Genomic DNA, 23,857 nt, shown 5'->3' with positions numbered 1-23,857 from the left:
CGGTCACCCGACCCGCGACTCCTCGGGTCTCCGCGCCTGCGAAGATGACCGGGTGAACGCCGCCCCGCAGCCCGCCCTCGGTCTCCTCCTCGACGTCGACGGGCCGATCGCCAGCCCCGTCACCCGCAGCATCGCGCTGCCCGAGATCACGCGCGACCTCGTCGCGCTCGCCGCGGCGGGCACGCCCGTCGTGTTCAACACGGGCCGCTCCGACGCCTTCATCCGCGACGAGGTCGTCGGCGAGCTGATCGCCGCCGGCCTGCCCGCGGGGGCCCGCGTGCACGCGGTCTGCGAGAAGGGCGCGTCGTGGTTCTCGATCGGGCCCGAGCACGGACCGACGGGCATGAGCGAGGTGCAGGTCGACGCGAGCCTCGCGATGCCCGCGGACTTCGCCGACGAGATGGAGGCGCTCGTCGCGAGCGACTACGCCGACCTCGTCTTCTTCGACCGCACGAAGCGCGCGATGGTCTCGATCGAGCAGCTGACGAGCGTCGAGTCGGCCACCTACCTGGCCCGCCAGCGTGAGTTCGACGAGAGGGCGATGGAGGCGCTGACCCGCCGCGGCGCCGGGGTGCGCCGTCTCGACGACGTGCGGCCCGACGCCGCGGGCGCCGTCCAGTGGCGGGTCGACCCCACGATCATCTCGACCGACATCGAGTCCGTGCGGCTCGGCAAGGACCTGGGCGCGGAGCGGGCCCTCGAGCTGCTGGCCCTCGACGGCCCCGCGCCGCTCGCCTGGCGCACGGTCGGCGACTCGCGGAGCGACTACGCGATGGCCGACTGGCTGCACGAGCACGGCCACTCCGTCGCGCACGTCGACGTCCGGCCGGCCGACGGCGTCCCCGAGAAGCCGTACGCCGTGCTGACGAGCGCCTCCGGGCTGATCCACGACGAGGCGGGCGCGGAGTTCCTCGCCGGCTGGGCGGGCGCGCTCTAGTCGTCACGGCCGTCGACACGGCGGCCGCACGCCGGGCCTCGTCCCCCGCGGGCAGGAGGCCCCCCCCGGGCGCGGCCGGACCGACCTCCCGGTAGCGTCACGGTCATGGGGATCTGGTCTCGGCTCGTCGGCGCGGCGTCGAGCGACGTGCCCGCGGAGCTCGTCGTCGTCGTCGACCGGGAGAGCGTGTCGATGGGCGACGACGCCAGGACGCACCGCCGCGAGCTGCGGGTCCCGGCCGGGTCGCTCGTGAGCGACGTCGTCGAGCGCAGCAGCCCCGACGTGCGCGAGCGGGGCTGGTCATGGGTGGCCGTCGTCGACGGCACGGTCGTCGCGGTGTGGTCGGTCGACCACGGCGTCGCCCTGCTCGTCCCCGACGGGCCCCTCACCGCGCCGGACCCCTCCGGGGTCGTCCAGGTGCGCTTCCGCTACCTCGGCCAGCTCGACCCGGCGTGGCTGCACGCGCGCCTCGCCGAGGGCGCACCGCTCGACCGGGATGCGCTCGAGGCCGAGTACGCCCCGATCGCCCGGGCGGTGCTCGAGCGCGAGCGTCGGGAGCGCGAGGCCTCGACGACCGCGCGCCTCCTGGGCCCGACGTCCGTGCGGGCGCTGGAGCGCCTCGGGGCCGTCGTCGACCTCCACTCCGACGAGCTCTGCCGGTTCGACGTCGGCGGCGTCGCCTGGCAGGTCGAGCTCCGCGACACCATGACGGTCGTCTTCGGCCGGGGGCACCGGTCGCCCCTCGCGTCGCTGCGCCCGGTCGGCCTCGCGGAACGCTGGGTGCTGGCGGCCCTCGCCGGCGACCGGCGCGCCGCCGACGGCCTCGAGCCGCTGCCTGACGCGCCGGTGCGCGCCGGGGCCGAGCCGGTGGATCTGACGGTCGCGGGCAGGCCCCGTGCCGTCGACGGCTCGTCGGGCGCGGCCGTCGCGCAGCTGGCGGACGCCAGCGACGTCGGGCCGCTCGACCTCGTCCGGGGCCGCGACCTCGACGAGGTGGTCGCCCTGTTCGGCCTCGCCGGCCCGGGCGCCTGAGGCACCCGTCGCGCCGACGCCCGTCCGCGCGGCGAGGCGCCGGTGCGCCCGGGGGACACCGAAGGGGGTGACGTCGTCACCCGGACGGGTGACAATCCGGGCGAGCGGAGCGGGCGTCAGGCCCGGCAACCCGGGGCAGTCGGCACCCGGACGGGGGACATGCCCCCCGTCCGGGGGGCTAGTGTGCTCCGAACGCCCCTGTACTGTTCATCGAAGTCGACGTGCGGTCCCCCGAAAGGCCCACACGACGACCGGGCCACCCTGCGGCCGGACCACCCCTCCGGTCGACACCCCCTGGTGCCCCCACGGACGACCAGCACGACCGGCCGTCCGACGTGCCCCCGCCCCGGGGCCGTCGCCCCTCGTCGCCGGAGTCGCCGACGCCCTTCACCGGACGTCCGGCGCGCTCACCCCGCTCCAGTCGCCCGGTCTCCCCAGCCCGAACCTGGAGAAGCACACGCATGTCCCGAACCATGCGCGACGTCCCGCGCACCCCCGGCACGACCGACGAGAGCCCCCGCCACGGCGGCGGGCCCGACGACACGCACGACACAGCCTCCCGAGCCGTCGTGCGGCACCTGACACCCGACGTCGTCGAGCCCGCCGCCCGCACCCGCCGACCCGTGTCGGCGCAGCGTGAGGCCGTCCGCTCCCGGGCGGAGGGCACGCGCAGCCACAGCCCCGTCATGGTGCTGCTGGTGCTGGTCGCGACCCTGGGCATCCTGCTCTACGCGCAGTTCCTGCTGAACCCGAGCAACCGCGGCGACCTGCTGCCCTACTCGATGATCATCGTCGCCGAGGCGATCCTCGTCGTGCAGGCGCTGCTGGCCATGTGGACGATCCTCTCGGGCGGTCAGGACCCCCGCGACTTCGACTTCCACGCCACGCAGGACACGCTGTTCGACGAGGCCGAGATCGAGCGACGCGGCCTCGAGGGCACCCCGCACCTCTGGCCGATGGTCGTCGACGGCCGCGAGGTCACGGTCGACGTCTTCATCACCGTCTACGGCGAAGAGCTCTCCAAGATCGCCACGACGGTCAAGGCCGCGCTGGCGCTCCGGGGCGCCCACCGCACGTGGGTCCTCGACGACGGCCGCAGCGACGAGGTCCGCGACCTCGCCGCCGCCCTCGGCGCCCGCTACATCCGCCGCCTGAGCAGCAACGGCGCCAAGGCCGGCAACGTCAACCACGCGCTGGCCATCGCCAAGGGCGACTACTTCGCCATCTTCGACGCCGACTTCGTGCCGAAGGAGGGGTTCCTGCTCGAGACGGTGCCGTTCTTCGTCGACGAGAAGGTCGCCTTCGTCCAGACCCCGCAGACCTACGGCAACCTGACGAGCCTCGTCAGCCGCGGCGCGGGCTACATGCAGACGGTCTTCTACAAGTTCATCCAGCCGGGCCGCAACCGCTTCAACGCCGCGTTCTGCGTCGGCACGAACGTCATCTTCCGCCGCGAGGCCATCGACGAGGTCGGCGGCATCGACACCGACTCCAAGTCGGAGGACGTCTGGACGAGCCTGCACCTGCACGAGGCCGGCTGGCGCTCGATCTACATCCCGCTGACGCTCGCCGTGGGCGACGCCCCCGAGACCATCGAGGCCTACAGCAAGCAGCAGCTCCGCTGGGCGACCGGCGGCTTCGAGATCCTCTTCCGCCACTTCCCGCTCAGCCCGCGCCGCCGCCTCACGATGGACCAGCGCCTCCAGTACTTCGTCACCGCGACGAACTACCTCACCGGCATCGCGCCCCTGCTGCTGCTCCTCGTGCCGCCGATGGAGATCTTCTTCGACCTCCGCCCGATGAACCTGCACATCTCGGTGCTGCAGTGGTTCCTCTTCTACGCCGGCTTCTACCTCATGCAGATCGTGCTCGCGTTCTACACGCTCGGGTCGTTCCGCTGGGAGGTGCTGATGCTCGCGTCGGTGTCGTTCCCGATCTACGTCAAGGCCCTCTGGAACGTGCTGAGCGGCAAGGACGAGGCGTGGAGCGTGACGGGGCGGGCCGGCAAGGTCTCGTCGCCCTTCAACTTCATCATCCCGCAGGTGCTGTTCTGGGTCTTCCTGTCGCTGACGAGCCTCGTCGCCATCGTGCGCGACGTCGACAACGGCGTGCTGACCCTGGCCACGGTGTGGAACCTGCTCAACACCGGCATCCTCACCGCCTTCATGGTGGCCGCCAGCCGCGAGGCCCGGGCCATCAAGCGCTACGCCCGTGCGGCGAAGCGCGGCGAGCTGCCCGAGCCCGAGGCCCTCGTGCTCCACGACGAGACGCCCTCCGCCGCCCCGACCCGCACCCAGGTGTCGCGGCCCGCCCCCCGCTCCGCGGAGGAGCTGCAGGAGCTGCGCGAGCTGCGCCACCTCGCCGACATGACCCCCAGCGACGACCCCGAGCAGGCCGCCCGCGACGACGAGCGCCACGCGATGCTCGTCGGCGCCCAGGCGCTCGCCACCCGACGCGGCCGCCGCGCGGCCGCCCGCCGCACCGACGACACCGACGGCTCGACCGCCGAGAAGCAGAAGCAGGAGGTCACCTCATGACCTGGATGAACCGACTCAAGCTCACCGCCGGGATCCTGGTCGTGCTGGTGCTCGTCGCCGGCTCGACGATGATCTTCACGCAGCGCCAGCAGCAGGCCATCAGCACCAGCGCCGAGATCGCGGCCCAGGAGTACTCCGTGGGCTCCGACTACAGCGGCACCATCACGCAGTCGTACGTCGAGAACGGCGACACCGTGAAGGAGGGCGACACCCTCTTCGAGGTGCAGAGCCTCTCGCTGCTGCAGGACATCGACAAGGGCCTCGTCACGTACGACACGGCCACCTACTCGGTCGCGGCCGACGGCCTGCTCACCCTCAAGGCCGCCGTCGACGGCACGGTCGCCGACGTCACCCTCAAGGAGGGCAGCTTCGTGCAGGCCGGCGCCTCGCTCGCCACCATCGACAAGTCCGACACCCTGTTCGTCCGCGCCGACTTCGTGCTGACGCCCCGGGACTACGAGCGCATCGTGCCCGGTGCCGTCGTCGACCTCCAGCTGCCGAACCAGACCTCGGTGGTCGGCACCGTCTCCGAGGTGACCGTCGAGACCCAGGACGGCAGCGCCGAGACGACCCTCCAGGTCGCCAGCGACGAGCTCGTCCAGGGCTCCTTCGGCGGGCTCGTCAGCCCCGGCACGCCCGTCACCGCCAAGCTCCACCTCCGCGACGACGGCGTCCTCGCGGGCCCGACCGACGCCGTGCAGGGCTTCCTCCGACAGATCGGCATCTGACCATCAGCGCACGCACTCCCCGCCCCGCCGCCTCCCGCCTCCTCTCGGGCGTCGCCCTCGCCGCCGCCGGAGCCCTCGTGCTCGCCGGCTGCACCAGCGGCAGCGCGTCGCCCGACGGCGGCACGGCCACGCCCGACGACTCCACGCCCCCGACGGGCGGCGTGTTCCCCGCGTCGCAGGTCGACCCGCTGGTGGAGGCCCTGCCGCAGGAGTCGGTCGGCGACGTGCCCACGATGCGCCTCGCCGACGGCCTCGTGCCGCCGACGAACAAGTGGTTCTCCGGCCTCGTCTTCGGCGACGCCCCCATGCCGGTCTTCCCGTACCCGATCTCGTTCCAGCTGACCGACGACGGCATCGCCGCGGGCATGCCGCAGCCGGTCACCTCGCCCACGGCGATCGTCGGGCCGGCCCTGCCGGACGTGACGCTCGACCTCGGCGCGACCGAGTCCGTCGTCAGCGCGTACGACGAGGTCTCCGTCACGGTCGAGCACCGCGACGGCGACGCCGTGCTCGGCCACACCGTGGTCGCGCAGGGCTCGCCGACCGTGTCGTACACGGCGGCCTCGGCCCAGACCGACACCCTCGGCGCCGCCGTGACGGCCGCCGGCGACGGCCGCGGCACGATCGAGGTCGGCGACTCCACCTGGGGCGTCGTCGTCGACGGCGGCACCCTCGACGGCACCAGCGTCGACCTCGACGAGGGCGGCAGCGTCGTGCTCGTCGCCATCCCCGCCGGCGCGTCGTCCGAGCAGGTCTCGACCGTTCTCGACGCGGCCGCCTCGCCGCTGACCGGCGTCGCGACGTCGTGGTCGTCCTCCGGCGAGGGCGACGACGCGGTCACGACCACCGAGCTCGCCTACGCCACGGCCGCGGGCGGCGACACGCTCGTCGTCGCGGCGCCCCACCAGGGGCAGACCGCGAAGGTCTCCGGCGGCACCGACACCGGCCTCCGCTACGAGACCGTCTACGGCACCGTGCCCCTGGCGGTCGGCAGCTCGCTGACCTTCGACGCGCCGACCACGGCGCCCGCCGCGAGCCTCGACCTCGACAGCCTGACCGACGAGCAGAAGACCGCCGTCGGCGAGCAGCTGACGAAGGACGTCGCGGCCCTGCCCACCTTCGCGGCCGACACCTACTTCGGAGGCAAGTCGCTCTACCGGGCCTCGATGCTCTGGCAGCTCGCCGTGCAGCTCGGCGACGACGAGTCGGCGGCCACGCTCAAGGAGGCCATCGTCGACGAGCTCGACCTGTGGACCGACCCGGCCGGCTGCGAGACCCGCGACCAGGAGTGCTTCGTGTACGACCCCGCGGTGAAGGGCGTCGTCGGCAAGGCCGTGTCGTTCGGCTCCGAGGAGTTCAACGACCACTACTTCCACTACGGCTACTTCCTCTACGCGGCCGGCGTCATGGCCGCCGACGACCCCGAGCTCGCCGAGCGCTGGCAGCCCGTGATGGACCTGCTCGCCGCCGACATCGCCTCCGGCGCGCAGAACGGCTCGTTCCCCGACCGCCGCGCGTTCGACCCCTACTGGTCGCACAGCTGGGCGAGCGGCTACTCGCCCTTCGCCGACGGCAACAACCAGGAGTCGTCGTCCGAGGCCGTCACGGCCTACTCGGGCCTCGCCCTCTGGGCCGCCGCGAGCGGCGACGCCGCCCTGGGCGACGAGGCGTCGTGGATGCTCAGCGCCGAGACGCAGTCGGCCCTGGCCTACTACGTCGCGCCCGACCTCTCCGACCCGGTCTTCGAGGGCTTCGACCACGAGGTCGTCTCGCTCAACTGGGGCGGCAAGCGCGACTACGCCACCTGGTTCTCGGCCGAGCCCTCGGCCATCGCCGGCATCCAGCTGATCCCCCTGTCGCCGACCTCGATCGGCTACCTGGGGTCGGAGCCCGCGGGAGGCGCGGAGAAGGTCGACGCGCTGGTCGCGGAGGCGGCCCCCGACGGCTTCGCCGGCGCCCTCGGCGACTACGTCCTGATGTACTCGGCGCTGGCCGGGCCCGACGCGGCCGCCTCGGCGCTGACCACCCTCGAGGCCCTGCCCGACACGGCGATCGACAACGGCAACTCGCGGTCGTACGCCATGGCGTACATCCTGGCTGCCGGGGCGGCCTCGGCGGGCTGACCCGCGCCTCCCCCCGTCCGCCCGGTCAGCCGACCAGGCGGACGGGGTCGCCGAAGCGGCGGACGGTGCCGTCGCGGCCGATGCCCACCAGCACCCCGCCCCAGAACTGCAGGTCGTCGACGCCGAGCTCGTCGGGCTCCGCGCGCCAGAGCCGCCGGCCGTCGCTGAGGTCGAACGCGGTCACCGAGCGGCCCACGAGGTCGCCGGTGTTCGCGTAGCGCAGCAGCGAGAAGGCGTAGCCGACCGACTCCGACGCGCGCTCCATGGTCGACTCGTTCGGCACGGCCGCCTCGAGCAGCTGCTCGCCCGTGGCGTCGTCGATCATCGCCACGACCCGGTCTCCGTCGTCGTCGCCGGACGGCGCCCGGACGAACGTCCGCACGAAGGCGTCGCGCCCGCTCTGGCCGACCGGGGGCTCGAGCACGATCGGCACGCCCCGGTCGTCGTCGTCGCGCGGCACGCTCCAGCGCTCGTCGCCGGTCAGGCGGTCGACGCACGACAGCGCGTCCCGCCCCGAGAAGACGACGCAGCCGCCCGAGAGCACCGGCGTCCGGTCGGCGTCGTGCCGGCGGCGCCAGCGCTCGGTGCCGTCGAGGTCGTAGACCACGAGCTCGGCCGTGTCGACGCGCCCGTCCGAGCCGGGGGAGTCGACGGCGAGCAGCTCGCCCCGCCGCACGGGCGTCACGGGGGTGCGCCAGCGGTCGCCCCACGCGCTCGTCTCGCCGCTCGCGGCGTCCACCCGCACGGCTGCGCCGCGGGCGAAGACGAGCACGGCGTCGTCGAGCAGCACGACGTCCTCCTGGTCGGAGGTCGACCTCGACCAGGTCGGCACCTTGAGGTCGCCGCGCGCGAAGAGCTCGAGCCGGCTGCGCGAGTCGCCGTCGACGAACGACGTGCCCCGGTCGCCCCTCCGGTCGGGGTCGGTGCGGACGAGCACCCAGTCGTCGTTCGCGTCGACGACGCGGCGCAGCCCGGCGTCGGTCGCCTGCACCTCGAGCAGCTCCCCGGTGTCGAGGTCGACGCGGGCGAAGCCGGACTCCGAGACGCCGAAGCCCCCGAACGCGCCGGTGCTGAGCAGCAGGTCGCCGCGCCGGGTGCTGGGCCAGACCTGCAGGGCCCCGCCGCCGCCTCCCACCGCGTCCGAGTCTAGCGACCAGCGCACGGTGCCCGTGCCGGGGTCGAGCCGTGCGACGCGCTCCCCGAGGCCGTCGCGGTCGTCGCAGACGCCGAGCACGGTGGTCAGCTGCGTGCTCGTGGCGACGAGCAGGTCGGGCGACCCGCCGCCGACCCGGCCGATGACGGTGTAGTCGAGGCAGGCCGTGTCGACCCCCTCGACGCCCAGTCGGTCGGGCGTCAGCACCCAGCCCTCGGGCGACGGCAGCCGGCGCAGCTCGTCGACGACGACGCCGCCGAGCGGCCGCCCGACGGGGTAGCGCGGCTGCGTGACGACCCCGGCCGTGACGACGAGCGTCGTCGCGAGGAGGGTCGCGCCGGCCGCGAGCAGCAGGCGACGGCCCCGGGAGGCGCGGTGCGGGCCCCGCAGGAGGCGCGGCCACCGCCGTCGGGTCGCGTCGCGGTCGGCGGGGCGGGCGCCGCCGGTCGGGCGGGCGTCGTCGGGGGCCGGGTCGGCGGAGGCGAGCGGCTCGGTGCGGCGGGCGTCGTCGGCGCCGGCCGACCAGGGGTCGTCGCCGCGGGGCGGGCGGGGCGGGCGCCACGGAGCCTCGGTCACCTGGCCCTCCGTCCTCGGGGTCGCGCACCGCGCCTCCTCATGCAGCGCCATCGTACGAGCCCGCCGGTCGCCCGGGCCGCGGCCGGTAGGCTGGCAGCCCGCCGCCCCCGAACGGAGCAGTCCCATCGAAGCCCTCGTCGTCACGATCCTGGCCGTCGCCGCGGTCGTCCTGATCGTGCTCCAGGTCGTCTACCGCCGCCGCGTGATGCGCCGCCGCGAGGCCCAGGGGCAGGCCGCCGTGGGCCGCGGCACGTACGTGCTCTTCGCCGTGACGGCCGCGTTCTTCCTGTTCGCGGTGTTCGTCTTCCCGATGCTGGTGCGCTGAGCGCTCGCGCCGGCGGGGTCAGTCGGGCAGGCGCACGTCGTCGGCCAGGCCCCGGGCGACGCCGTCGTCGACGGTCACGAGGGTGCGGCGCCAGAACGGCGACAGCGAGCCGGTCGTGCCGATCTCGTGCGTCCAGAGGGTCCGGCCGTCGGCGAGGTCGAAGGCCGTGACCGCGGGCGGGGAGTCGGAGCTCCACCAGCTGCGCAGGGCGTAGCCGGTCGTCCGCGAGGCCGCGACCACCACCGACGCCGAGGGCAGCGTCAGGTCGAGGCGGGTCTCGCCCGTGGCCGGGTCGACGATCCACACGGGGTCGGTCTCGCCCTCCGACGACTCCTCGATCTGGCCGGGTGCCGTCGAGACGACCACCGACTCCTCGGGCGTGCCCGACCCGGGCAGCACCCAGCCGTTCACCGTCAGGCCGGAGCTGCCGGGCGAGCCCGCGTCGTCCGTCCCGAGCTCGCGGCTCCACCGCGCGCGGCCGGTGTCGGGGTCGACGCAGGTCACGGTGCCCGAGTCGTCCGAGACGACGAGGCAGCCGGCGCTGAGCCGGGTCCAGGTGCCGGGCGGCAGGTCGCGCGACCAGACCGGGCCCTCGACGGGGTCGACCAGCGAGACGACCGAGTCGCCCGCCGACGAGACCTGCCGCCCGAGCACCAGCCGGTCGCCCCAGGCCTCCACGCTGCCGAGGTCGCGCGCCTCGCCGGGCAGCGGCTGCGCCTGGCCCGTGCCCACGTCGACGGTCGACCACACGGCGTCGGCCACCGCCTCCTCCGCGTCGACGGCGAAGGCCGCGGGGTCGACGAGCTGCGCCACCAGCGTGCCGCCGAGCAGCCAGGCCTGCGTGGCGCTCACGCCGAGCCCCGACCAGACCGGGCGCGACAGGTCGTCGGCGGCGAAGAGCGTGAGCCGGTCGGCGTCGCCCGGGCCGAGCTCGAGGCCCCCGCCCGGGTCGTAGCGGTCGAGGTCGGTGGCCGACGTGAGCACGGCGTCGCCCTCGACCTGGAGCGCCTCGAGCAGGGTGCCGGGGGCCAGCCCGGCGGCCGTGTCGTCGAGCCGCTCGACGACGTGGCCGTCGGTCGTGTCGACGCGGGCCACCGTGCCGGAGGTGCGCCCCCAGACGCCGTCGGCCGAGACGAGGGCCGTCTCGCCGTCGGCGGCGACCGCGACGCGGGCGCCCGTGACGGCCAGCCCGAGCTCGGCGCCGAGGTTGAGCCCCCAGCGCAGCTCGCCGGTGCGGGTGTCGAGCCGCACCAGGCGGCCGCCGGTGCCGCCGCAGGGCGAGCCGTCGCCGTAGCCCTGGGAGCGCGTGCCGACCACGACGTCGTCGGCACCGATGTCGGCGACCACCTCGAGCGAGGTGCACTGGTCGGAGAGGTCGAGGTCGAAGGCGGCGCCGAGGTCAGTGCGCCAGAGGCCGTCGGTGGGCGGGCCGCGCAGCTCGTCGACGGCGGCCCCGGGAGCGGCGAGGGGCGCCCAGCTCGGGCGGGCGAGCACGCCGCCCGTCGTCACGAGCACGGTCGCGGCGACGAGGGCGACGCCGGCCAGGGCGAGGCGGCGGCCGCGTCCCTGGCGGGCCCAGCCGGCGCGGGCGGCGGCGGCGACGGACGCCGCGCCGGCGGCGAGGCGCGACGGGGGCGGGGGAGGGGACGTGCTGGTGGTGTCTGCGGCGACGGCGGCATCGGCGCCGGCGTGCGGCTCGGGGCCGACGGTGCGGGCGCGGGCGTCTGCGGGGCCGGGCCCGCCGCCCTGGCCGACCCGCGACTCCCACGCGACGTCGGGGCGCGGCGGTGGGGTCGGCTGCCAGGCCCCGCGTTCGTCGTCGTCCACCCGGCCATCGTAGGAGGCGCGGTGCAGCCCGCACCACGGAGCCGACCCAGCCCGACCGCCCCGTCGTCACGGGGCCCGTCTGCTGGGTAGCATGGCGGGTCGCTCCGGCCGGGGCGGCGCAGGTCGAGCGAGGAGACGACATGACCGCACCCACCCACGGCCCCGGGTCGCGCAGCCTCTGGCGCACGAAGTCGGTCGAGGCCTCGATCCAGGACTCGCTCGAGGGCGAGAGCAAGCTCAAGCGCTCGCTCGGCGTCACCGACCTGACCCTGATGGGCATCGCCGTCGCCGTCGGCGCCGGCATCTTCTCGGTCGGCGCGAACGCCGCCGCGAACTTCGCCGGGCCGGGCGTCATCATCTCGTTCATCCTCGCCGCCGTCACCTGCGGCCTGGCGATCATGTGCTACGCCGAGTTCGCCTCCACCATCCCCGTCGCGGGCAGCGCGTACACCTTCACCTACGCGACCATGGGCGAGTTCCTCGCCTGGATCATCGGGTGGGACCTCATCCTCGAGACGCTCACCGGCGCCGCCGTGCTCGCCAAGTACTGGGGCATCTACCTCAGCACGGTGTTCGAGCAGTTCGGCGTGCCGCTGCCCGACACGATCGCCCTCGGGCCGGTCGACCTCAGCTGGGGCCCCTTCCTCATCGTCGCCGTCTTCACGGTGCTGCTCGTGCTCGGCACGCAGCTCAGCTCGCGCGTCGGCGGCGTCTTCACGGTGATCAAGGTCGGCATCGTGCTGTTCGTGATCGTCGTCGGGTTCTTCTTCGTCAAGGCCTCGAACTACACGCCGTTCGTGCCCGCCTCGCAGCCCCGCACGGGCGAGGGCAGCACCGACGCGTGGACGCAGTCGCTGTTCTCCTTCCTCAGCGGCGCGGCCCCCGCGCAGTACGGCGTGTTCGGCCTGCTGGCCGGCGCCTCGCTCGTCTTCTTCGCCTTCATCGGGTTCGACATCGTCGCGACGAGCGCCGAGGAGGTCAAGGACCCGCAGAAGACCCTGCCCCGCGGCATCTTCCTCGGCCTCGGCATCGTGACGCTGCTCTACGTGCTCGTCGCGATCGTGCTGACCGGCATGGTGTCGTACCGCGACCTCGCCGCCAGCGAGACCCCGAACCTCGCGACGGCGTTCGAGCTGGTCGGTGTCGACTGGGCCGCCAAGGTCATCGCGGTCGGCGCCCTGATCGGCCTCACCACCGTCATCATGGTGCTGCTGCTCGGCCTCGCCCGGATCGTCTTCTCGATGAGCCGCGACGGCCTGCTGCCCCGCGGCCTGGCCAAGACCTCGGCCAAGCGCGGCACGCCCGTGCGCGTGCAGGTGCTGGCCGGCGTCGTCGTCGCGCTGATCGCCGGTCTCACCGACGTCGGCGTGCTCGAGGAGATGATCAACATCGGCACCCTCTCGGCCTTCGTGCTGGTGAGCATCGGCGTGATCGTGCTGCGCCGCCAGCGCCCCGACCTGCCGCGCGCCTTCCGCGTGCCGTGGTCGCCGGTGCTGCCGATCCTCTCGGCCGCGCTCTGCGTGTGGCTCATGCTCAACCTCACGACGCTCACCTGGGCGCGCTTCGCGGTGTGGCTCGTGATCGGCGTGGTCGTGTACTTCGCCTACGGCCGTCGCCACTCGCGGGTGGGGCGCGGAGAGCAGTAGCGGGCCCGCCCTAGGCTGACCGCATGACGACACCCGAGGGGCCCCCGGCAGCACGGCAGCACGCCGTCGCCGTGGGGCCCCTCGGCCTGCGTGCGGTCGACGCGCTCGTCGCGGGCGACCTGGCCCTCGCGTCGCTGGCGATCGGCGTCGAGCTGCCGACGGCCTTCCTCGACGACGGCTGGCTCTGGGCGATCCGCCTCGAGCAGATCCTCGCCGACGAGCGCGACGAGCCCTGGGTCGCCTGGGTCGCCACCCGTGACGGGCAGGTCGTCGGCCACACCGGCTTCCACGGCCGACCCGACGCCGACGGGGAGGTCGAGGTGTCGTACACGGTGCTGCCCGAGCTGCGCGGCCGGGGCGTCGGGGCACAGGTGCTGGAGGCGGTGCTCGCGTTCTGCGACGCCGCTCCCGCCGTGCGGTCGGTGCGCGCGAGCGTCAGCCCCGACAACGCGCCCTCGCTGGCCCTGGCGCGGTCGCACGGCTTCGTGCTGGTGGGCGAGCAGGTCGACGAGGTGGACGGGCTGGAGCTGGTGCTCCGCCGGGAGCCGCCGCGCGCCTCCTGAGCTCCACCCGGCATCGAGGTGCCCCGTCCAGGGCCTCCGAGCGGAGGCAGGACCCAGGACGGGGCACCGCGATGACGGGGGCGCCCCCGCGCTACGGCAGCAGGTCGAGCGCGGCGACGACCTCGTCGACCTCGGTGCGGGTCGTGTAGTCGACGTGCACGTCGGCGAACACGACGCGGCCGTCGCCGTCGACCACGAGCACCGTGGGGAAGGGGATGTCGCCCGTCGCGTCGGCGTTGCTGTCGGCGACGTCGAAGCCCAGCTGCGTGTGGGCGGCACGGGCCTCGGCGGTCGGCTCGGTGACGATGCCCAGGGCGCGGCTGAGCACGTTGCCCGGGTCGGAGAGCACGGGGAAGTCGAGGCTGCCGTTGCTCGTCGCGAGCTCGGAGCCCTCGGGCGTCTGCGGGCTGATCGCGACGAGGCCGACGCCGCGGTCGCGGAGGGTCGGCAGCAGCTGCTCCTGGTAGGTCTTGAGCGTGAGGTTGCAGTACGGGCACCAGGCGCCGCGGTAGAAGACGAGCACCGCGGGGCCCTCGCCGACGACGGTCGCGAGCGACACCTCGGCGCCCTCGGGCGTGAGCAGCGTCGCGTCGACCAGCTGGTCGCCGACGCCGACGGCGTCGTCCGGGCGGCCGGCGGCGGTGAGGGCCTGCTGCTCGGCGTCGAAGACGGCCGAGAGCTCGGGGCCGATCTGCGCGGTGAAGCCCTCGTTGAAGGTGCTGACCTGCTCGGCGATGGACGATGACGTCATGACGACCTCCTGGCGGGTCCGCGTCGGGTGCGGACCGGGTGCTGCCGACTGTACGGTCGCCTCCTCGGCGTGACCCGCGTGAGCGTCACGGTTCGTCACGAAGGCCGGGGAGTAGCGGGTCGGCGGTGCCGCGGAGCCACAGGTCGGCGGGTCGGCGGTGCCGCGGAGCCACAGGTCGGCGGGCCCGCCCGCTCGTTCGACACGACGGCGTCAGCTCAGGTCTGGCAGCGCGGGCACCAGTAGGTGTCGCGCAGCTCGAGCTCGGACTCGCCGAGCTCGCCGCGGAGGATCTTCGTGCCGCAGCGGAGGCAGGGCTTCCCGGCCCGGCCGTAGACCCAGTCGGTCGTGCCGCGGAGCGTCCCGGTCGTGGTGCGCTCGACCCTGTCCTTGTTGGCGACGATGAGGCGGTGGGCCAGGTCGATCATCTTCGCGCGGTTCGCCACCTCGCCCACGGGCCGGGTGGGCAGCACCCCGCGGAGGAAGCAGATCTCGGCCCGGTACACGTTGCCGACGCCGGCGAGCACCCGCTGGTCGAGCAGCGCGAGGCCCACCTCGCGGGCCGGGTCGGCCTCGAGGTTCGCGAGGGCCCGCCCGGCGTCCCAGTCGGGGCCGAGCAGGTCGGGGCCGAGGTAGGCCGTGACGCTGTCCTCCGGGTCGCGCTCGACGAGCTCGACGACGCCGAGGTCGAACCCGACGGTCACCCACTCGTCGGTCTCGAGCACGACGCGCGCCTGGTGCGCGGGGCGACGCCAGCGGGTGCCCCGGCGGTAGATGTGCCAGGAGCCCTCCATCTTGAGGTGCGTGTGCAGGGTCAGGCCGCCGATGTGGTGCAGGAGGTGCTTGCCGCGGCTGATCACGTCGTCGACGACCTCGCCGCTGAGGTCGACCGTGGCGAACGCGGGCACCCGGAAGTCGCTCGCCGTGAGCGTCTGGCCGTGCAGCACCGCGTCGAGGTTCTTCGCGGCGCGGTAGACGGTGTCTCCCTCGGGCATCGGTGCCCTCTACGACCTGAGCCGGACGCCGCTGGGCGTCGGGGCGAACCCCGCGTCGCGCAGGGCGTCGCCGAACGGGGTGCCGAGCACGAACTCGCCGTCGACGCGCTCGACCGCGAGCTTGCCGAGCCGTGACCGCACGACCGAGGCGAGCGAGCCCGCCGCGAGGGCCAGCTCCCGGTCGTCGGGCTCCCCGAAGGTGAGGATCGTCTTGCCCCCGCGCTCGACGTAGATCGTGAGACGGCCGTCGACCAGCACGACGAGCGACCCGGCCTTGCGACCGGGCCGGTGGCCGGCCTTCTTCTTGCCGGCGGGGGCCGACACTGCGGAGGCGGTGGTCGCGCCGCCGGCACCGGCACCGCCCGTCGCGGTCGCCGAGCTCGTCATGGCGTCGGCCGTGCCGCCACCGGCCGTGGCCGCACCGCCGGACGACCCCGCCCGGCCGCCGGGGGTCGGGTCGAGCACGCCCTCGGGCGCCTGCCCCGGCCAGGGCAGCGCGGCGCCGTACGGGTTCGCGGGGTCGGTCGCCGCGAGCGTGACGACGGGGATCTCGCGCCCGCGCCCCGCGGCGGCGAGGGCGTCGTCGTCGCGGCGGTCGGTCTCGTCGCGCACGAACGAGCGCAGCCGGTCGACGGTCGGGCCGGTGGCGAACTGCGCCGCGCCGAGCCCCTCGACGAAGTAGCCGCGCCGTGCCCGGCCTGACTCCTCGAAGCCGCTCAGCACCTTGTAGACCGTCGAGAACCCGCCGCGCACGCCCTCGTTGGCGACCGCGCCGCGCGTGACCACGCCGTGCCGCTCGAGCAGGATCTCGGCCATCGCGGCGGCGCGCACCGTCGCGTCGGGCTCGGCGAGCGGCAGCAGCGACCAGCGCCCGCCGACCGTCGGTGGCCCCGCCTGCCGGGGCATCGTGACGCGCCCGCGGCTCCGGTACGACGAGCGCGAGCGGGTCGGCGTGCGCGGCCGGGGCGCCTTGCCGCCGACCTGGGTGCGGAGCGGGGCGAAGGTGTCGTTCGTGATCTGCCCGGCCCAGACGAGATCCCAGATGGCGGTGACCAGGGCGTCGTCGTCGGTGCTGCCCACGGCGTCGGAGAGCTGGCGGAAGAAGTAGGCACCGCCGCCGGCCAGCGCGGCGAGCACCTCGCGCTGCAGCTCGTCGGTGTCGGTACCGAGCGGCTCGGGCAGGGTGACCTGGGCGCCGTCGGCGAGGTGCAGGCTGACCCAGCCGTCGTTGCCGGCCAGGCTGCCGGAGCCCGACCAGATGACCTCGCCCGTCGCGGTCAGCTCGTCGAGCATGCCGCTGGAGTAGTCCGTGACGCGGGCGGGCAGGATGAGCGACTCCCACGCGGAGGCCGGCAACGCCACCCCGCTGAGCTGGTCGATGACCTGGACCACGCCGTCGAGCCCCCGCAGGCCGCTGCCCGCGGTGCCCGTGGCGACGTGCTGCCAGGCGGGCAGGAAGCGCCCGAGCGTGTCGGGAGCGACGGGCTCGACCTCGTGGCGGAGCGCCGCGAGCGAGCGGCTGCGCAGGCGGCGCAGCACCTCGGCGTCGCACCACTCGCTGCCCTGGTGCTTCGGCCGGAACTCGCCCTCGACGACGCGTCGCTGCACGCCGAGCCGGCGCAGGGTCTCGAGCACGACGGCGGTGCCGAGGCCGAGCCGCTCGGCGACGGCGAGCGGCGTGAACGGAGCGTGGGTGCGGGCGAACCGGCCGACGAGGTCGCCGAGCGGGTCGTCGACGGGCTCGACGAACGCGGTCGGCACGCCGATGGGCAGGGCCACCCCCAGGGCGTCGCGGAGGCGCGAGGCGTCCTCGATGCCGGCCCAGCGCTCGACGCCGGCGTGCGTGAACCGCAGCACGCGGTTCGACCGCGCGAGGTCGGTCAGCGCGGCCTCGAGCTTGCCGCGAGCCTCGTCGTCGGGCTCCGCCGCCGCCGACCCCGCGGTCTCGGCCAGCCAGCTGCGCTCGACGATCTCGGCGGTGGTGAGGGGCCCGAGCAGGCGGAGCAGGTCGACGACGCCCTCGACGTCGCGGGCGCGACGGTCGGGCGCGAGCCGCTGCAGCTCGAGCTCGTGCTGGTCGATGACGTCGGCGTCGAGCAGCTCGCGGAGCTCGGCGCGGCCGAGGAGCTCCTGCAGGAGGGTGGAGTCGAGCGAGAGCGCGGCCGCCCGGCGCTCGGCGAGGGGCGAGTCGCCCTCGTACATGAACGCCGCGACGTAGCCGAAGAGGAGCGAGCGCGCGAAGGGCGACGGCACCTCGGTCTCGGTCTCGACGACGCGCACGGCGCGGGTCTCGAGCTCGCGGGTGAGGCTCATCAGGGCGGGCAGGTCGTAGACGTCTTGCAGGACCTCGCGCACCGCCTCCAGCACGATCGGGAACTGCGGGTACTTGCGCGCGACGTCGAGCAGCTGCGAGGCCCGCTGGCGCTGCTGCCAGAGGGGCGACCGACGGCCGGGGTTGTACCGGGGCAGGAGCAGGGCACGGGCCGCGCACTCACGGAAGCGCGAGGAGAAGAGCGCCGAGCCGCCGACCTCCTCGGTGACGATGTCGTCGAGCTCGTCGGGCTCGAAGCGGAAGAGCTCGGCCCCGGGAGGCTCGGCGTCGGTGTCGGGGATGCGCACGACGATCCCGTCGTCGGCCGCCATCGCACCGCCGTCGACGCCGAGCTGGTCGCGGATGCGGGCCGACACCGCGAGGGCCCAGGGTGCGTGGACCTGCATGCCGTAGGGGGAGTGGAGGATGAGGCGCCAGTCGCCGAGCTCGTCGCGGAAGCGCTCGACGACGAGGGTCGTGTCGGTGGGCACGTGGCCCGCGACCTCGCGCTGCTCGGCGATGAAGGCGATGAGGTTCTTGGCGGCCCGCCCGTCGAGGCCGCCGGCCGCGACCCGCGCCGCGGCGTCGTCGGCCGACGAGCCCGCGAGCTCGCGGAGGTACCCGCCGATCGCGCGGCCGAGCTCGGCGGGGCGGCCGATGCCGTCGCCCTTCCAGAACGGGACGCGGCCGGGCTGGCCGTAGGCGGGGGAGACGAGCACGCGGTCGTGCGTGATGTCCTCGATGCGCCAGCTCGTCGCGCCGAGCGCGAAGACGTCGCCGACGCGCGACTCGTAGACCATCTCCTCGTCGAGCTCGCCGACGCGGGCGGCCTTCTCGCCCACCATGAAGACCCCGAAGAGGCCGCGGTCGGGGATGGTGCCGCCGCTCGTCACGGCGAGCCGCTGAGCACCGGGTCGGCCGGTCAGCGTGCCGTGCACGCGGTCCCAGACGATGCGGGGCCGCAGCTCGGCGAACTCGTCGGAGGGGTACTTGCCGCTGAGCAGGTCGAGGGTCGCGTCGTAGGCCGACCGGGGCAGGGTCGCGAAGGGGGCGCTGCGGCGCACCGTGTCGAACCACTCGTCGGCGTCGATCTCGTCGAGCGCGACCGCGGCGACGGTCTGCTGGGCGAGCACGTCGAGCGGGTTCGTCGGCACCCGGAGCTCCTCGATCAGGCCGGCGACCATGCGCTCGGCCGCGACCGCGGAGTGGATGAGGTCGGCGCGGTGCTTCGGGAACATCACGCCCCGCGAGGTTTCGCCGACCTGGTGCCCGGCCCGGCCGATGCGCTGCAGGCCGCTGGCGACCGACGGCGGCGACTCGACCTGGATGACGAGGTCGACGGCGCCCATGTCGATGCCGAGCTCGAGCGAGCTGGTGGCGACGACGCAGCGCAGGCGCCCGCTCTTCAGGTCGTCCTCGATGATGGCGCGCTGGTCTTTCGATACGCTGCCGTGGTGCGCGCGGGCGAGCAGCGGCTCGGAGCCCTGGGTCTGCCCGCTGCCGCCGATCAGCTGGGCGGGAGCGCCGCCTCCGACCGCGGGGTTCCGCCTCGGGGCGGCCGGTGCGGCCGGCGCGAAGGGGTCGACGGCCAGGTCGGGCTCGTCGCCGACCGCCCCGGCGGCCGCGCCCACGGCGACCAGCTCGCGGCCGACCGTGGTCGACCTCGACTCGGCGACGGCCTCGTCACCGCCCGTGCGCTCGAGGTAGATGTCGTTGAGGCGGGCCGTGAGGCGCTCGGCCAGCCGGCGGGAGTTCGAGAAGACGATCGTCGACCGGTGGTCGAGGATCAGGTCGACGATGCCCTCCTCGACGTGCGGCCAGATCGAGCCCTGCGGGGCCGACCCGGCGGCGGAGCCCTCGAGCGGCGCGGCCGTGCCGAGCTCGGTCATGTCGTCGACCGGCACGACCACCTTGAGGTCGAAGGTCTTCTCCGACCGGGGGTTCACGATCGTCACGGGCTTGCGGCCGGAGAGGAAGCGCGCCACCTCCTCCGGCGGGCGGACCGTCGCCGAGAGACCGATGCGCTGGGCGGGCCTGTCGAGCAGCCCGTCGAGGCGCTCGAGCGAGAGCGCGAGGTGGGCGCCGCGCTTGGTGGCGGCGACCGCGTGCACCTCGTCGACGATGACGGTGTGCACGCCCTTGAGGTTCTCGCGGGCCGCGGAGGTGAGCATCAGGTACAGCGACTCGGGGGTCGTGATGAGGATGTCGGGCGGGGTGCGCTGCAGGAGGCGGCGGTCGCCCGACGAGGTGTCGCCCGACCGCACGCCCACGGTCAGCTCGGGTGCCTCGATGCCGAGGCGTCGTGCGGTCTGAGTGATGCCGACGAGGGGCGAGCGGAGGTTTCGCTCGACGTCGACGCCGAGGGCCTTGAGGGGCGAGATGTAGAGCACCCGCGTGCGGTGCTCGCGCGCCTCGGGGGCGGGCCCGCTGGCGAGCGTGTCGATCGACCAGAGGAACGACGCGAGGGTCTTGCCCGACCCGGTCGGCGCGATCACGAGGGCGTCGTCGCCGGCGCTGATGGCCTCCCAGGCCCCGACCTGGGCGAGCGTGGGCGCCGGGAAGGCACCGCGGAACCACTCGCGGGTCGCGGGGGAGAACTTCTCGAGCACGTCGGTCATCGTGCAGGCCATCCTGCCCTGCACCCCCGACAACCGGCCGGGCGGCCGCGGCTACGGTGGTCGCATGCCGAACCTGCTGCACCTCGACTCGTCCGCCGACCTGGGGGCCTCGCGCTCGCGGGCGATCACGGCGGCGTTCGCCGCCGCGTGGCGGTCGCTCGGCGACGACCACACCGTCACCCGCCGCGACCTGCACGCCGACCCGCTGCCGCACCTCGCCGACGCCGCGCTGCACTGGCCGCCGCGCCTGCGCCCGGCGGGCGCGTCGCCCGACCCGGCCGCGGAGGCCCTGCAGCAGGAGCTCATCGCCGAGCTGGTGGCCAGCGACGTGGTGCTCGTCGGTGCTCCCCTCTACAACTACACGGTGCCGTCGACGCTCAAGGCCTGGATCGACAACGTCCACCTGCCCTCGGTCACAGCGCCGCTCGACGGCGACGACCGGCAGCCGATGGCGGGCCGCCCGGCCGTCGTCGTCACGAGCCGCGGCGGTGCCTACGACGCGGGCACGCCGACCGCCGGCTGGGACCACGCCGTGCCCGTGCTGCAGCAGGTGCTCGGCGGGGCGCTCGGCATGGCGGTCGAGGTCATCACGACCGACCTCACGCTCAGCGAGCTGCTCGCGATGCCGGCGGAGGCGCGCGAGAGGTCGGAGCGGGAGCTCGCCTCCGCCCTCACGGCAGCGGGCGACGCCGCGCGTCGTCTCGGCTGAGGTGGCGGGCCCCACGCGGTCGCGCCTCGCGCGTCGCGCCCAGGCGGCGACGGCCCGGGTGCTCGGCTTCCTGTCGGCGATCGCCGCGGTGGTCGGCCTGGTCTCGCTCGCCAAGGGCAGCGTCGGCGTGGGGGTCGTGCTGCTCTTCGCCGCCTTCGTGCTGGTCGCCGTCGCCTGGGCGATCGTGCGGGCGGCCGTGCGCCGGGCGGCGGACGGGCGCGCGACGACGAGGCGCTGAGCACGACCGACCGGAGGGCCCGGCGGTCGCTCCCGACCGGCCCGGCGGGCCGATGTCGGCGGCGACGCCTACGCTCGTCCCCATGCACAGTCGCACCCTGGGCCGCACCGGCCGCGAAGTCTCCGTCATCGGCCTCGGCACCTGGCAGCTCGGTGCCGACTGGGGCGACGTCTCCGAGAGCGACGCTCTCGAGGTGCTCGACGCCTCCGTCGAGTCCGGCGTCACCTTCTTCGACACCGCCGACGTCTACGGCGACGGCCGCAGCGAGCAGATCATCGGCACGTTCCGCGCCGCGAACCGCGACGTGCCGCTGACCGTGGCCACGAAGATGGGCCGCCGCGCCGACCAGGTGCCCTCGAACTACGTGCGCGAGAACTTCATCGCGTGGACGGACCGCTCGCGGCGCAACCTCGGCGTCGACACGCTCGACCTCGTCCAGCTGCACTGCCCGCCGACGGCCGTCTACTCCGACGACGCCGTCTACGACGCCCTCGACGAGCTCGTGGCGAACGGCGCGATCGCGGCCTACGGCGTCAGCGTCGAAGAGACCGCGCAGGCCCTGACCGCCATCGCCCGCCCCGGCGTCTCGACCGTCCAGATCATCCTCAACGCCTTCCGGCTCAAGCCCCTCGACGAGGTGCTCCCCGCCGCCCAGCGCGCCGGGGTCGGCATCATCGCCCGCGTGCCCCTGGCCAGCGGCCTGCTCTCGGGCAAGTACACGACCGAGACGACCTTCGCCGCGAACGACCACCGCAGCTTCAACCGCCACGGCGAGGCCTTCGACCAGGGCGAGACCTTCAGCGGCGTCGACTTCGAGCAGGGCGTCGCCGCGGCGCGCGAGTTCGCCGAGTCGGTGCCCGAGGGCGTCACGGTGCCGCAGGCGGCCCTCGCCTGGATCGTCGACCAGCCCGGCGTCAGCACGGTCATCCCCGGCGCCCGCAACGTCGAGCAGGCCCGGGCCAACGCGGCCGCCGGCGACGTCGAGCTGGAGGAGGGCCTCGACTCCGAGGTCGTCCGCATCTACGACCAGTACTTCCGCGACCAGGTGCACCCCCGCTGGTGACCGCGCTGCCGAGCGGTCACCGCGCCCTCGTCGGCGGGTCCGCCGGCCGCGTCTCGTGACCGCCCGGCGGCCCGCCCGTCAGTCGTGCCGGGTGCCCTCGCCCGCCAGCACAGCGCGGTAGCCCTCGCGGTAGGTCGGGTAGGTGAACGAGAACCCGGTCGCGCGCAGCAGCGCGTTCGACAGGCGCTTGTCGCCGCCGGCCTGACGACCCCGGGGAGGCGCGGGTGCGGGGGCCTCGACGGCCAGCTCCGCGGCGAGGAAGGTCAGCACGTCGTCGAGCCGCACCGGCTCGTCGTCGGTGACGAGGTAGACCGGCCCGATCATGGCGAGCCCGGCCAGGTGGACGATGGCGGCCGCGGCGTCGTCACGGTGCACGCGGTTCGTGTGCGGCGACGTTCCCGGCTGCTCGGCGAGGGTCGCGTCGCCCCCGCGCACCTGCTCGATCAGGCGCTCCCGGCCGGGGCCGTAGATGCCCGAGAGCCGCAGCAGGGTCGCGTGCGGTGCGCGCTCCCGGAGCAGCGCCTCCGCCTCCACCAGCACCGCCGCCGTCGGGCTCGCGCCCGTCGCGGGGGTCTCCTCGGTCACCACGCTGCCGTCGTCGACGTCGTAGACGGCGGTCGACGACACCACGAGGAGTCGCGGGTCGGCCGCCGAGGCCTCGATCGCGTCGAGCACCCGGCGCAGCCCGTCGACGTACGTCGCCCGGTACTCGTCCGGGTCGCGGCTGCCCGCGGCCAGGGCGACCACGACCACCGTGGCGTCGTCGTCGATGACGGGGGTCTCCGTGCGCAGGTCGACGGCACGGCCCTCGAGGGGCGCGGGCACGAGCTCGGCGCGGCGCCGCAGGCCCACCACCCGGTGCCCGGCGGCGGCGAACCGCAGCCCTGCCTCGGTGCCCAGGTCTCCGCAGCCGGCGATGTAGACGCTCATGCTGCGAGGCTAGCGGCGCCGGCTGGGCGTGCCGCGTGCCGCGTGCCGCGCGTGCGGCAGCGGCGGGCGGAGAGCCCGCGCTCAGAGGTGCTCGAGCGTGGCCGGGTCGAGCTGCCCGTCGAAGAACTTCGCGAGCGCGTCGGAGAAGCGTCGCTCGGACGGGTCCGCCTGGGCGAAGAGGGTGAGCGACGAGCGGAGCTTCGTCGCGTCGACGTCGCCGAGCACCGCGACGGCGTCGTCGCCGGGCAGGTCGAGCAGGGCGTCGACGCTGTCGAGCAGGCGCGGGCCGAGCAGCGGGTGCGCCAGGTAGGCACGGGCCTCCCCGATCGAGCCGATCGCGTAGCGGCGCGACGTCTCGCTCGTGCCCAGGCCGGCCGCCTGCGGGAAGACGAACCACATCCAGTGGGTGCGCTTGTTCCCGTTCCGCAGCTCGCGGAGGGCGCGGTCGAAGGTGCCGTCCGCCTCCTGGGCGTCGACGAAGCGCTCGAGGTCGTGGCGGGCGAGGAGCTCGGAGTGGTCGGTCATCGCTCCGGTCTACCCCTGCGGCGGGTCGCTGTCCTCCCCGGCGGGTGGGCGCGGGCCCGCCCAGGAGGACGCGGACCCGCCGCACCCGGGGAGGCGGTGGCCCAGGAGGGCGCGGACCCGCCGGCCACGGGGAGGCGGTGGCCCAGGAGGACGCGGACCCGCCGGCCACGACCACGCCCACGACCACCCCCTCGACTCCGCGCACCGGACGCGTTAGTCTGGTCGGCTGCCCACCGGGCGGCGCGCACCGCCGCACGCCCCTGCGGCCGAGGG

At 74.7% G+C, this 23,857-nt stretch carries 18 protein-coding genes; 11 read left to right on the top strand and 7 right to left on the bottom strand.

Features of this window, described 5'->3' with window-relative positions; genetic code table 11:
• Positions 1 to 52 precede the first annotated feature (52 nt).
• The 5 genes from ASF82_RS12750 to ASF82_RS12730 all read left to right on the top strand — a co-directional run bounded on the left by ASF82_RS12750 (position 53) and on the right by ASF82_RS12730 (position 7,357).
• Positions 53 to 937, top strand: a complete 885-nt coding sequence (locus tag ASF82_RS12750) for a hypothetical protein (RefSeq protein ID WP_056057633.1) — start codon at positions 53 to 55, stop codon at positions 935 to 937.
• Between the two features lie 105 nt (positions 938 to 1,042).
• Positions 1,043 to 1,969 (top strand): hypothetical protein, encoded by a 927-nt coding sequence (locus tag ASF82_RS12745; RefSeq protein WP_056057631.1) that lies wholly within the window; start codon positions 1,043 to 1,045, stop codon positions 1,967 to 1,969.
• A gap of 461 nt (positions 1,970 to 2,430) precedes the next feature.
• Positions 2,431 to 4,506, top strand: coding sequence for a glycosyltransferase family 2 protein (locus ASF82_RS12740; protein ID WP_235491284.1), 2,076 nt, complete (start codon positions 2,431 to 2,433; stop codon positions 4,504 to 4,506).
• A complete protein-coding gene (locus tag ASF82_RS12735; protein ID WP_056057626.1) occupies positions 4,503 to 5,234 on the top strand; it encodes an HlyD family secretion protein in 732 nt (243 codons plus the stop codon). The genes ASF82_RS12740 and ASF82_RS12735 overlap by 4 nt, the downstream gene beginning before the upstream one ends.
• A gap of 77 nt (positions 5,235 to 5,311) precedes the next feature.
• On the top strand, positions 5,312 to 7,357 hold the full coding sequence (locus tag ASF82_RS12730; RefSeq protein ID WP_056057621.1) for a glycosyl hydrolase: 2,046 nt from the start codon (positions 5,312 to 5,314) through the stop codon (positions 7,355 to 7,357).
• Positions 7,358 to 7,382: 25 nt separating this feature from the next.
• On the opposite strand, the gene ASF82_RS12725 is transcribed toward ASF82_RS12730, so the two are convergent.
• On the bottom strand, positions 7,383 to 9,086 hold the full coding sequence (locus ASF82_RS12725; RefSeq protein ID WP_056057618.1) for a PQQ-binding-like beta-propeller repeat protein: 1,704 nt from the start codon (positions 9,084 to 9,086) through the stop codon (positions 7,383 to 7,385).
• A gap of 175 nt (positions 9,087 to 9,261) precedes the next feature.
• Here ASF82_RS12725 and ASF82_RS15620 point away from each other — a divergent pair, with 175 nt between their 5' ends.
• Positions 9,262 to 9,411 (top strand): hypothetical protein, encoded by a 150-nt coding sequence (locus tag ASF82_RS15620; protein ID WP_156370137.1) that lies wholly within the window; start codon positions 9,262 to 9,264, stop codon positions 9,409 to 9,411.
• 18 nt (positions 9,412 to 9,429) lie between these two features.
• On the opposite strand, the gene ASF82_RS12715 is transcribed toward ASF82_RS15620, so the two are convergent.
• Complete coding sequence (locus ASF82_RS12715) at positions 9,430 to 11,238, bottom strand: PQQ-binding-like beta-propeller repeat protein (RefSeq protein WP_056057612.1); 1,809 nt, start codon at positions 11,236 to 11,238, stop codon at positions 9,430 to 9,432.
• A 140-nt stretch (positions 11,239 to 11,378) separates the two neighbouring features.
• Here ASF82_RS12715 and ASF82_RS12710 point away from each other — a divergent pair, with 140 nt between their 5' ends.
• Both ASF82_RS12710 and ASF82_RS12705 read left to right on the top strand, forming a co-directional pair.
• Positions 11,379 to 12,884, top strand: coding sequence for an APC family permease (locus ASF82_RS12710; protein WP_056057609.1), 1,506 nt, complete (start codon positions 11,379 to 11,381; stop codon positions 12,882 to 12,884).
• 23 nt (positions 12,885 to 12,907) lie between these two features.
• A complete protein-coding gene (locus tag ASF82_RS12705) occupies positions 12,908 to 13,447 on the top strand; it encodes a GNAT family N-acetyltransferase (protein ID WP_082514618.1) in 540 nt (179 codons plus the stop codon).
• Between the two features lie 91 nt (positions 13,448 to 13,538).
• Here the strand turns inward: ASF82_RS12705 and ASF82_RS12700 are convergent, their stop codons facing one another.
• The 3 genes from ASF82_RS12700 to ASF82_RS12690 form a co-directional block, all read right to left on the bottom strand.
• On the bottom strand, positions 13,539 to 14,198 hold the full coding sequence (locus ASF82_RS12700) for a peroxiredoxin-like family protein (protein WP_056057606.1): 660 nt from the start codon (positions 14,196 to 14,198) through the stop codon (positions 13,539 to 13,541).
• 215 nt (positions 14,199 to 14,413) lie between these two features.
• Complete coding sequence (locus ASF82_RS12695; RefSeq protein ID WP_056057604.1) at positions 14,414 to 15,190, bottom strand: DNA-formamidopyrimidine glycosylase family protein; 777 nt, start codon at positions 15,188 to 15,190, stop codon at positions 14,414 to 14,416.
• Between the two features lie 9 nt (positions 15,191 to 15,199).
• Positions 15,200 to 20,119 carry a DEAD/DEAH box helicase gene (locus tag ASF82_RS12690; protein WP_056057601.1) on the bottom strand — a complete coding sequence of 1,640 codons (4,920 nt, stop codon included), beginning with the start codon at positions 20,117 to 20,119 and terminating at the stop codon, positions 15,200 to 15,202.
• Between the two features lie 64 nt (positions 20,120 to 20,183).
• Here ASF82_RS12690 and ASF82_RS12685 point away from each other — a divergent pair, with 64 nt between their 5' ends.
• From ASF82_RS12685 to ASF82_RS12675, 3 genes are all read left to right on the top strand, one after another.
• Positions 20,184 to 20,828, top strand: a complete 645-nt coding sequence (locus ASF82_RS12685; protein ID WP_056059143.1) for an FMN-dependent NADH-azoreductase — start codon at positions 20,184 to 20,186, stop codon at positions 20,826 to 20,828.
• Position 20,829: 1 nt separating this feature from the next.
• Positions 20,830 to 21,066 (top strand): hypothetical protein, encoded by a 237-nt coding sequence (locus ASF82_RS12680; protein ID WP_056057598.1) that lies wholly within the window; start codon positions 20,830 to 20,832, stop codon positions 21,064 to 21,066.
• A gap of 82 nt (positions 21,067 to 21,148) precedes the next feature.
• Complete coding sequence (locus ASF82_RS12675) at positions 21,149 to 22,129, top strand: aldo/keto reductase (RefSeq protein ID WP_056057595.1); 981 nt, start codon at positions 21,149 to 21,151, stop codon at positions 22,127 to 22,129.
• 78 nt (positions 22,130 to 22,207) lie between these two features.
• On the opposite strand, the gene ASF82_RS12670 is transcribed toward ASF82_RS12675, so the two are convergent.
• Both ASF82_RS12670 and ASF82_RS12665 read right to left on the bottom strand, forming a co-directional pair.
• Entirely contained in the window at positions 22,208 to 23,059 is an 852-nt protein-coding gene (locus ASF82_RS12670) for an NAD-dependent epimerase/dehydratase family protein (RefSeq protein WP_056057593.1), read from the bottom strand.
• A gap of 81 nt (positions 23,060 to 23,140) precedes the next feature.
• Complete coding sequence (locus tag ASF82_RS12665; RefSeq protein ID WP_056057591.1) at positions 23,141 to 23,584, bottom strand: DUF1810 domain-containing protein; 444 nt, start codon at positions 23,582 to 23,584, stop codon at positions 23,141 to 23,143.
• Positions 23,585 to 23,857: the final 273 nt, after the last annotated feature.

The sequence above is a fragment of the Frigoribacterium sp. Leaf164 genome (genome assembly GCF_001423665.1).
In the GTDB taxonomy this organism is placed as follows: domain Bacteria; phylum Actinomycetota; class Actinomycetes; order Actinomycetales; family Microbacteriaceae; genus Frigoribacterium; species Frigoribacterium endophyticum.
This window is presented reverse-complemented; position numbering and strand designations above follow the sequence as displayed.

Coding starts and splice junctions, on each gene's coding strand:
- ASF82_RS12745 (WP_056057631.1), top strand. CDS start 1,043: ATGGGGATCTGGTCTCGGCTCGTCGGCGCGGCGTCGAGCGACGTGCCC.
- ASF82_RS12740 (WP_235491284.1), top strand. CDS start 2,431: ATGTCCCGAACCATGCGCGACGTCCCGCGCACCCCCGGCACGACCGAC.
- ASF82_RS12735 (WP_056057626.1), top strand. CDS start 4,503: ATGACCTGGATGAACCGACTCAAGCTCACCGCCGGGATCCTGGTCGTG.
- ASF82_RS12710 (WP_056057609.1), top strand. CDS start 11,379: ATGACCGCACCCACCCACGGCCCCGGGTCGCGCAGCCTCTGGCGCACG.
- ASF82_RS12705 (WP_082514618.1), top strand. CDS start 12,908: ATGACGACACCCGAGGGGCCCCCGGCAGCACGGCAGCACGCCGTCGCC.
- ASF82_RS12700 (WP_056057606.1), bottom strand. CDS start 14,198: ATGACGTCATCGTCCATCGCCGAGCAGGTCAGCACCTTCAACGAGGGC.
- ASF82_RS12695 (WP_056057604.1), bottom strand. CDS start 15,190: ATGCCCGAGGGAGACACCGTCTACCGCGCCGCGAAGAACCTCGACGCG.
- ASF82_RS12690 (WP_056057601.1), bottom strand. CDS start 20,119: ATGACCGACGTGCTCGAGAAGTTCTCCCCCGCGACCCGCGAGTGGTTC.
- ASF82_RS12685 (WP_056059143.1), top strand. CDS start 20,184: ATGCCGAACCTGCTGCACCTCGACTCGTCCGCCGACCTGGGGGCCTCG.
- ASF82_RS12675 (WP_056057595.1), top strand. CDS start 21,149: ATGCACAGTCGCACCCTGGGCCGCACCGGCCGCGAAGTCTCCGTCATC.
- ASF82_RS12670 (WP_056057593.1), bottom strand. CDS start 23,059: ATGAGCGTCTACATCGCCGGCTGCGGAGACCTGGGCACCGAGGCAGGG.
- ASF82_RS12665 (WP_056057591.1), bottom strand. CDS start 23,584: ATGACCGACCACTCCGAGCTCCTCGCCCGCCACGACCTCGAGCGCTTC.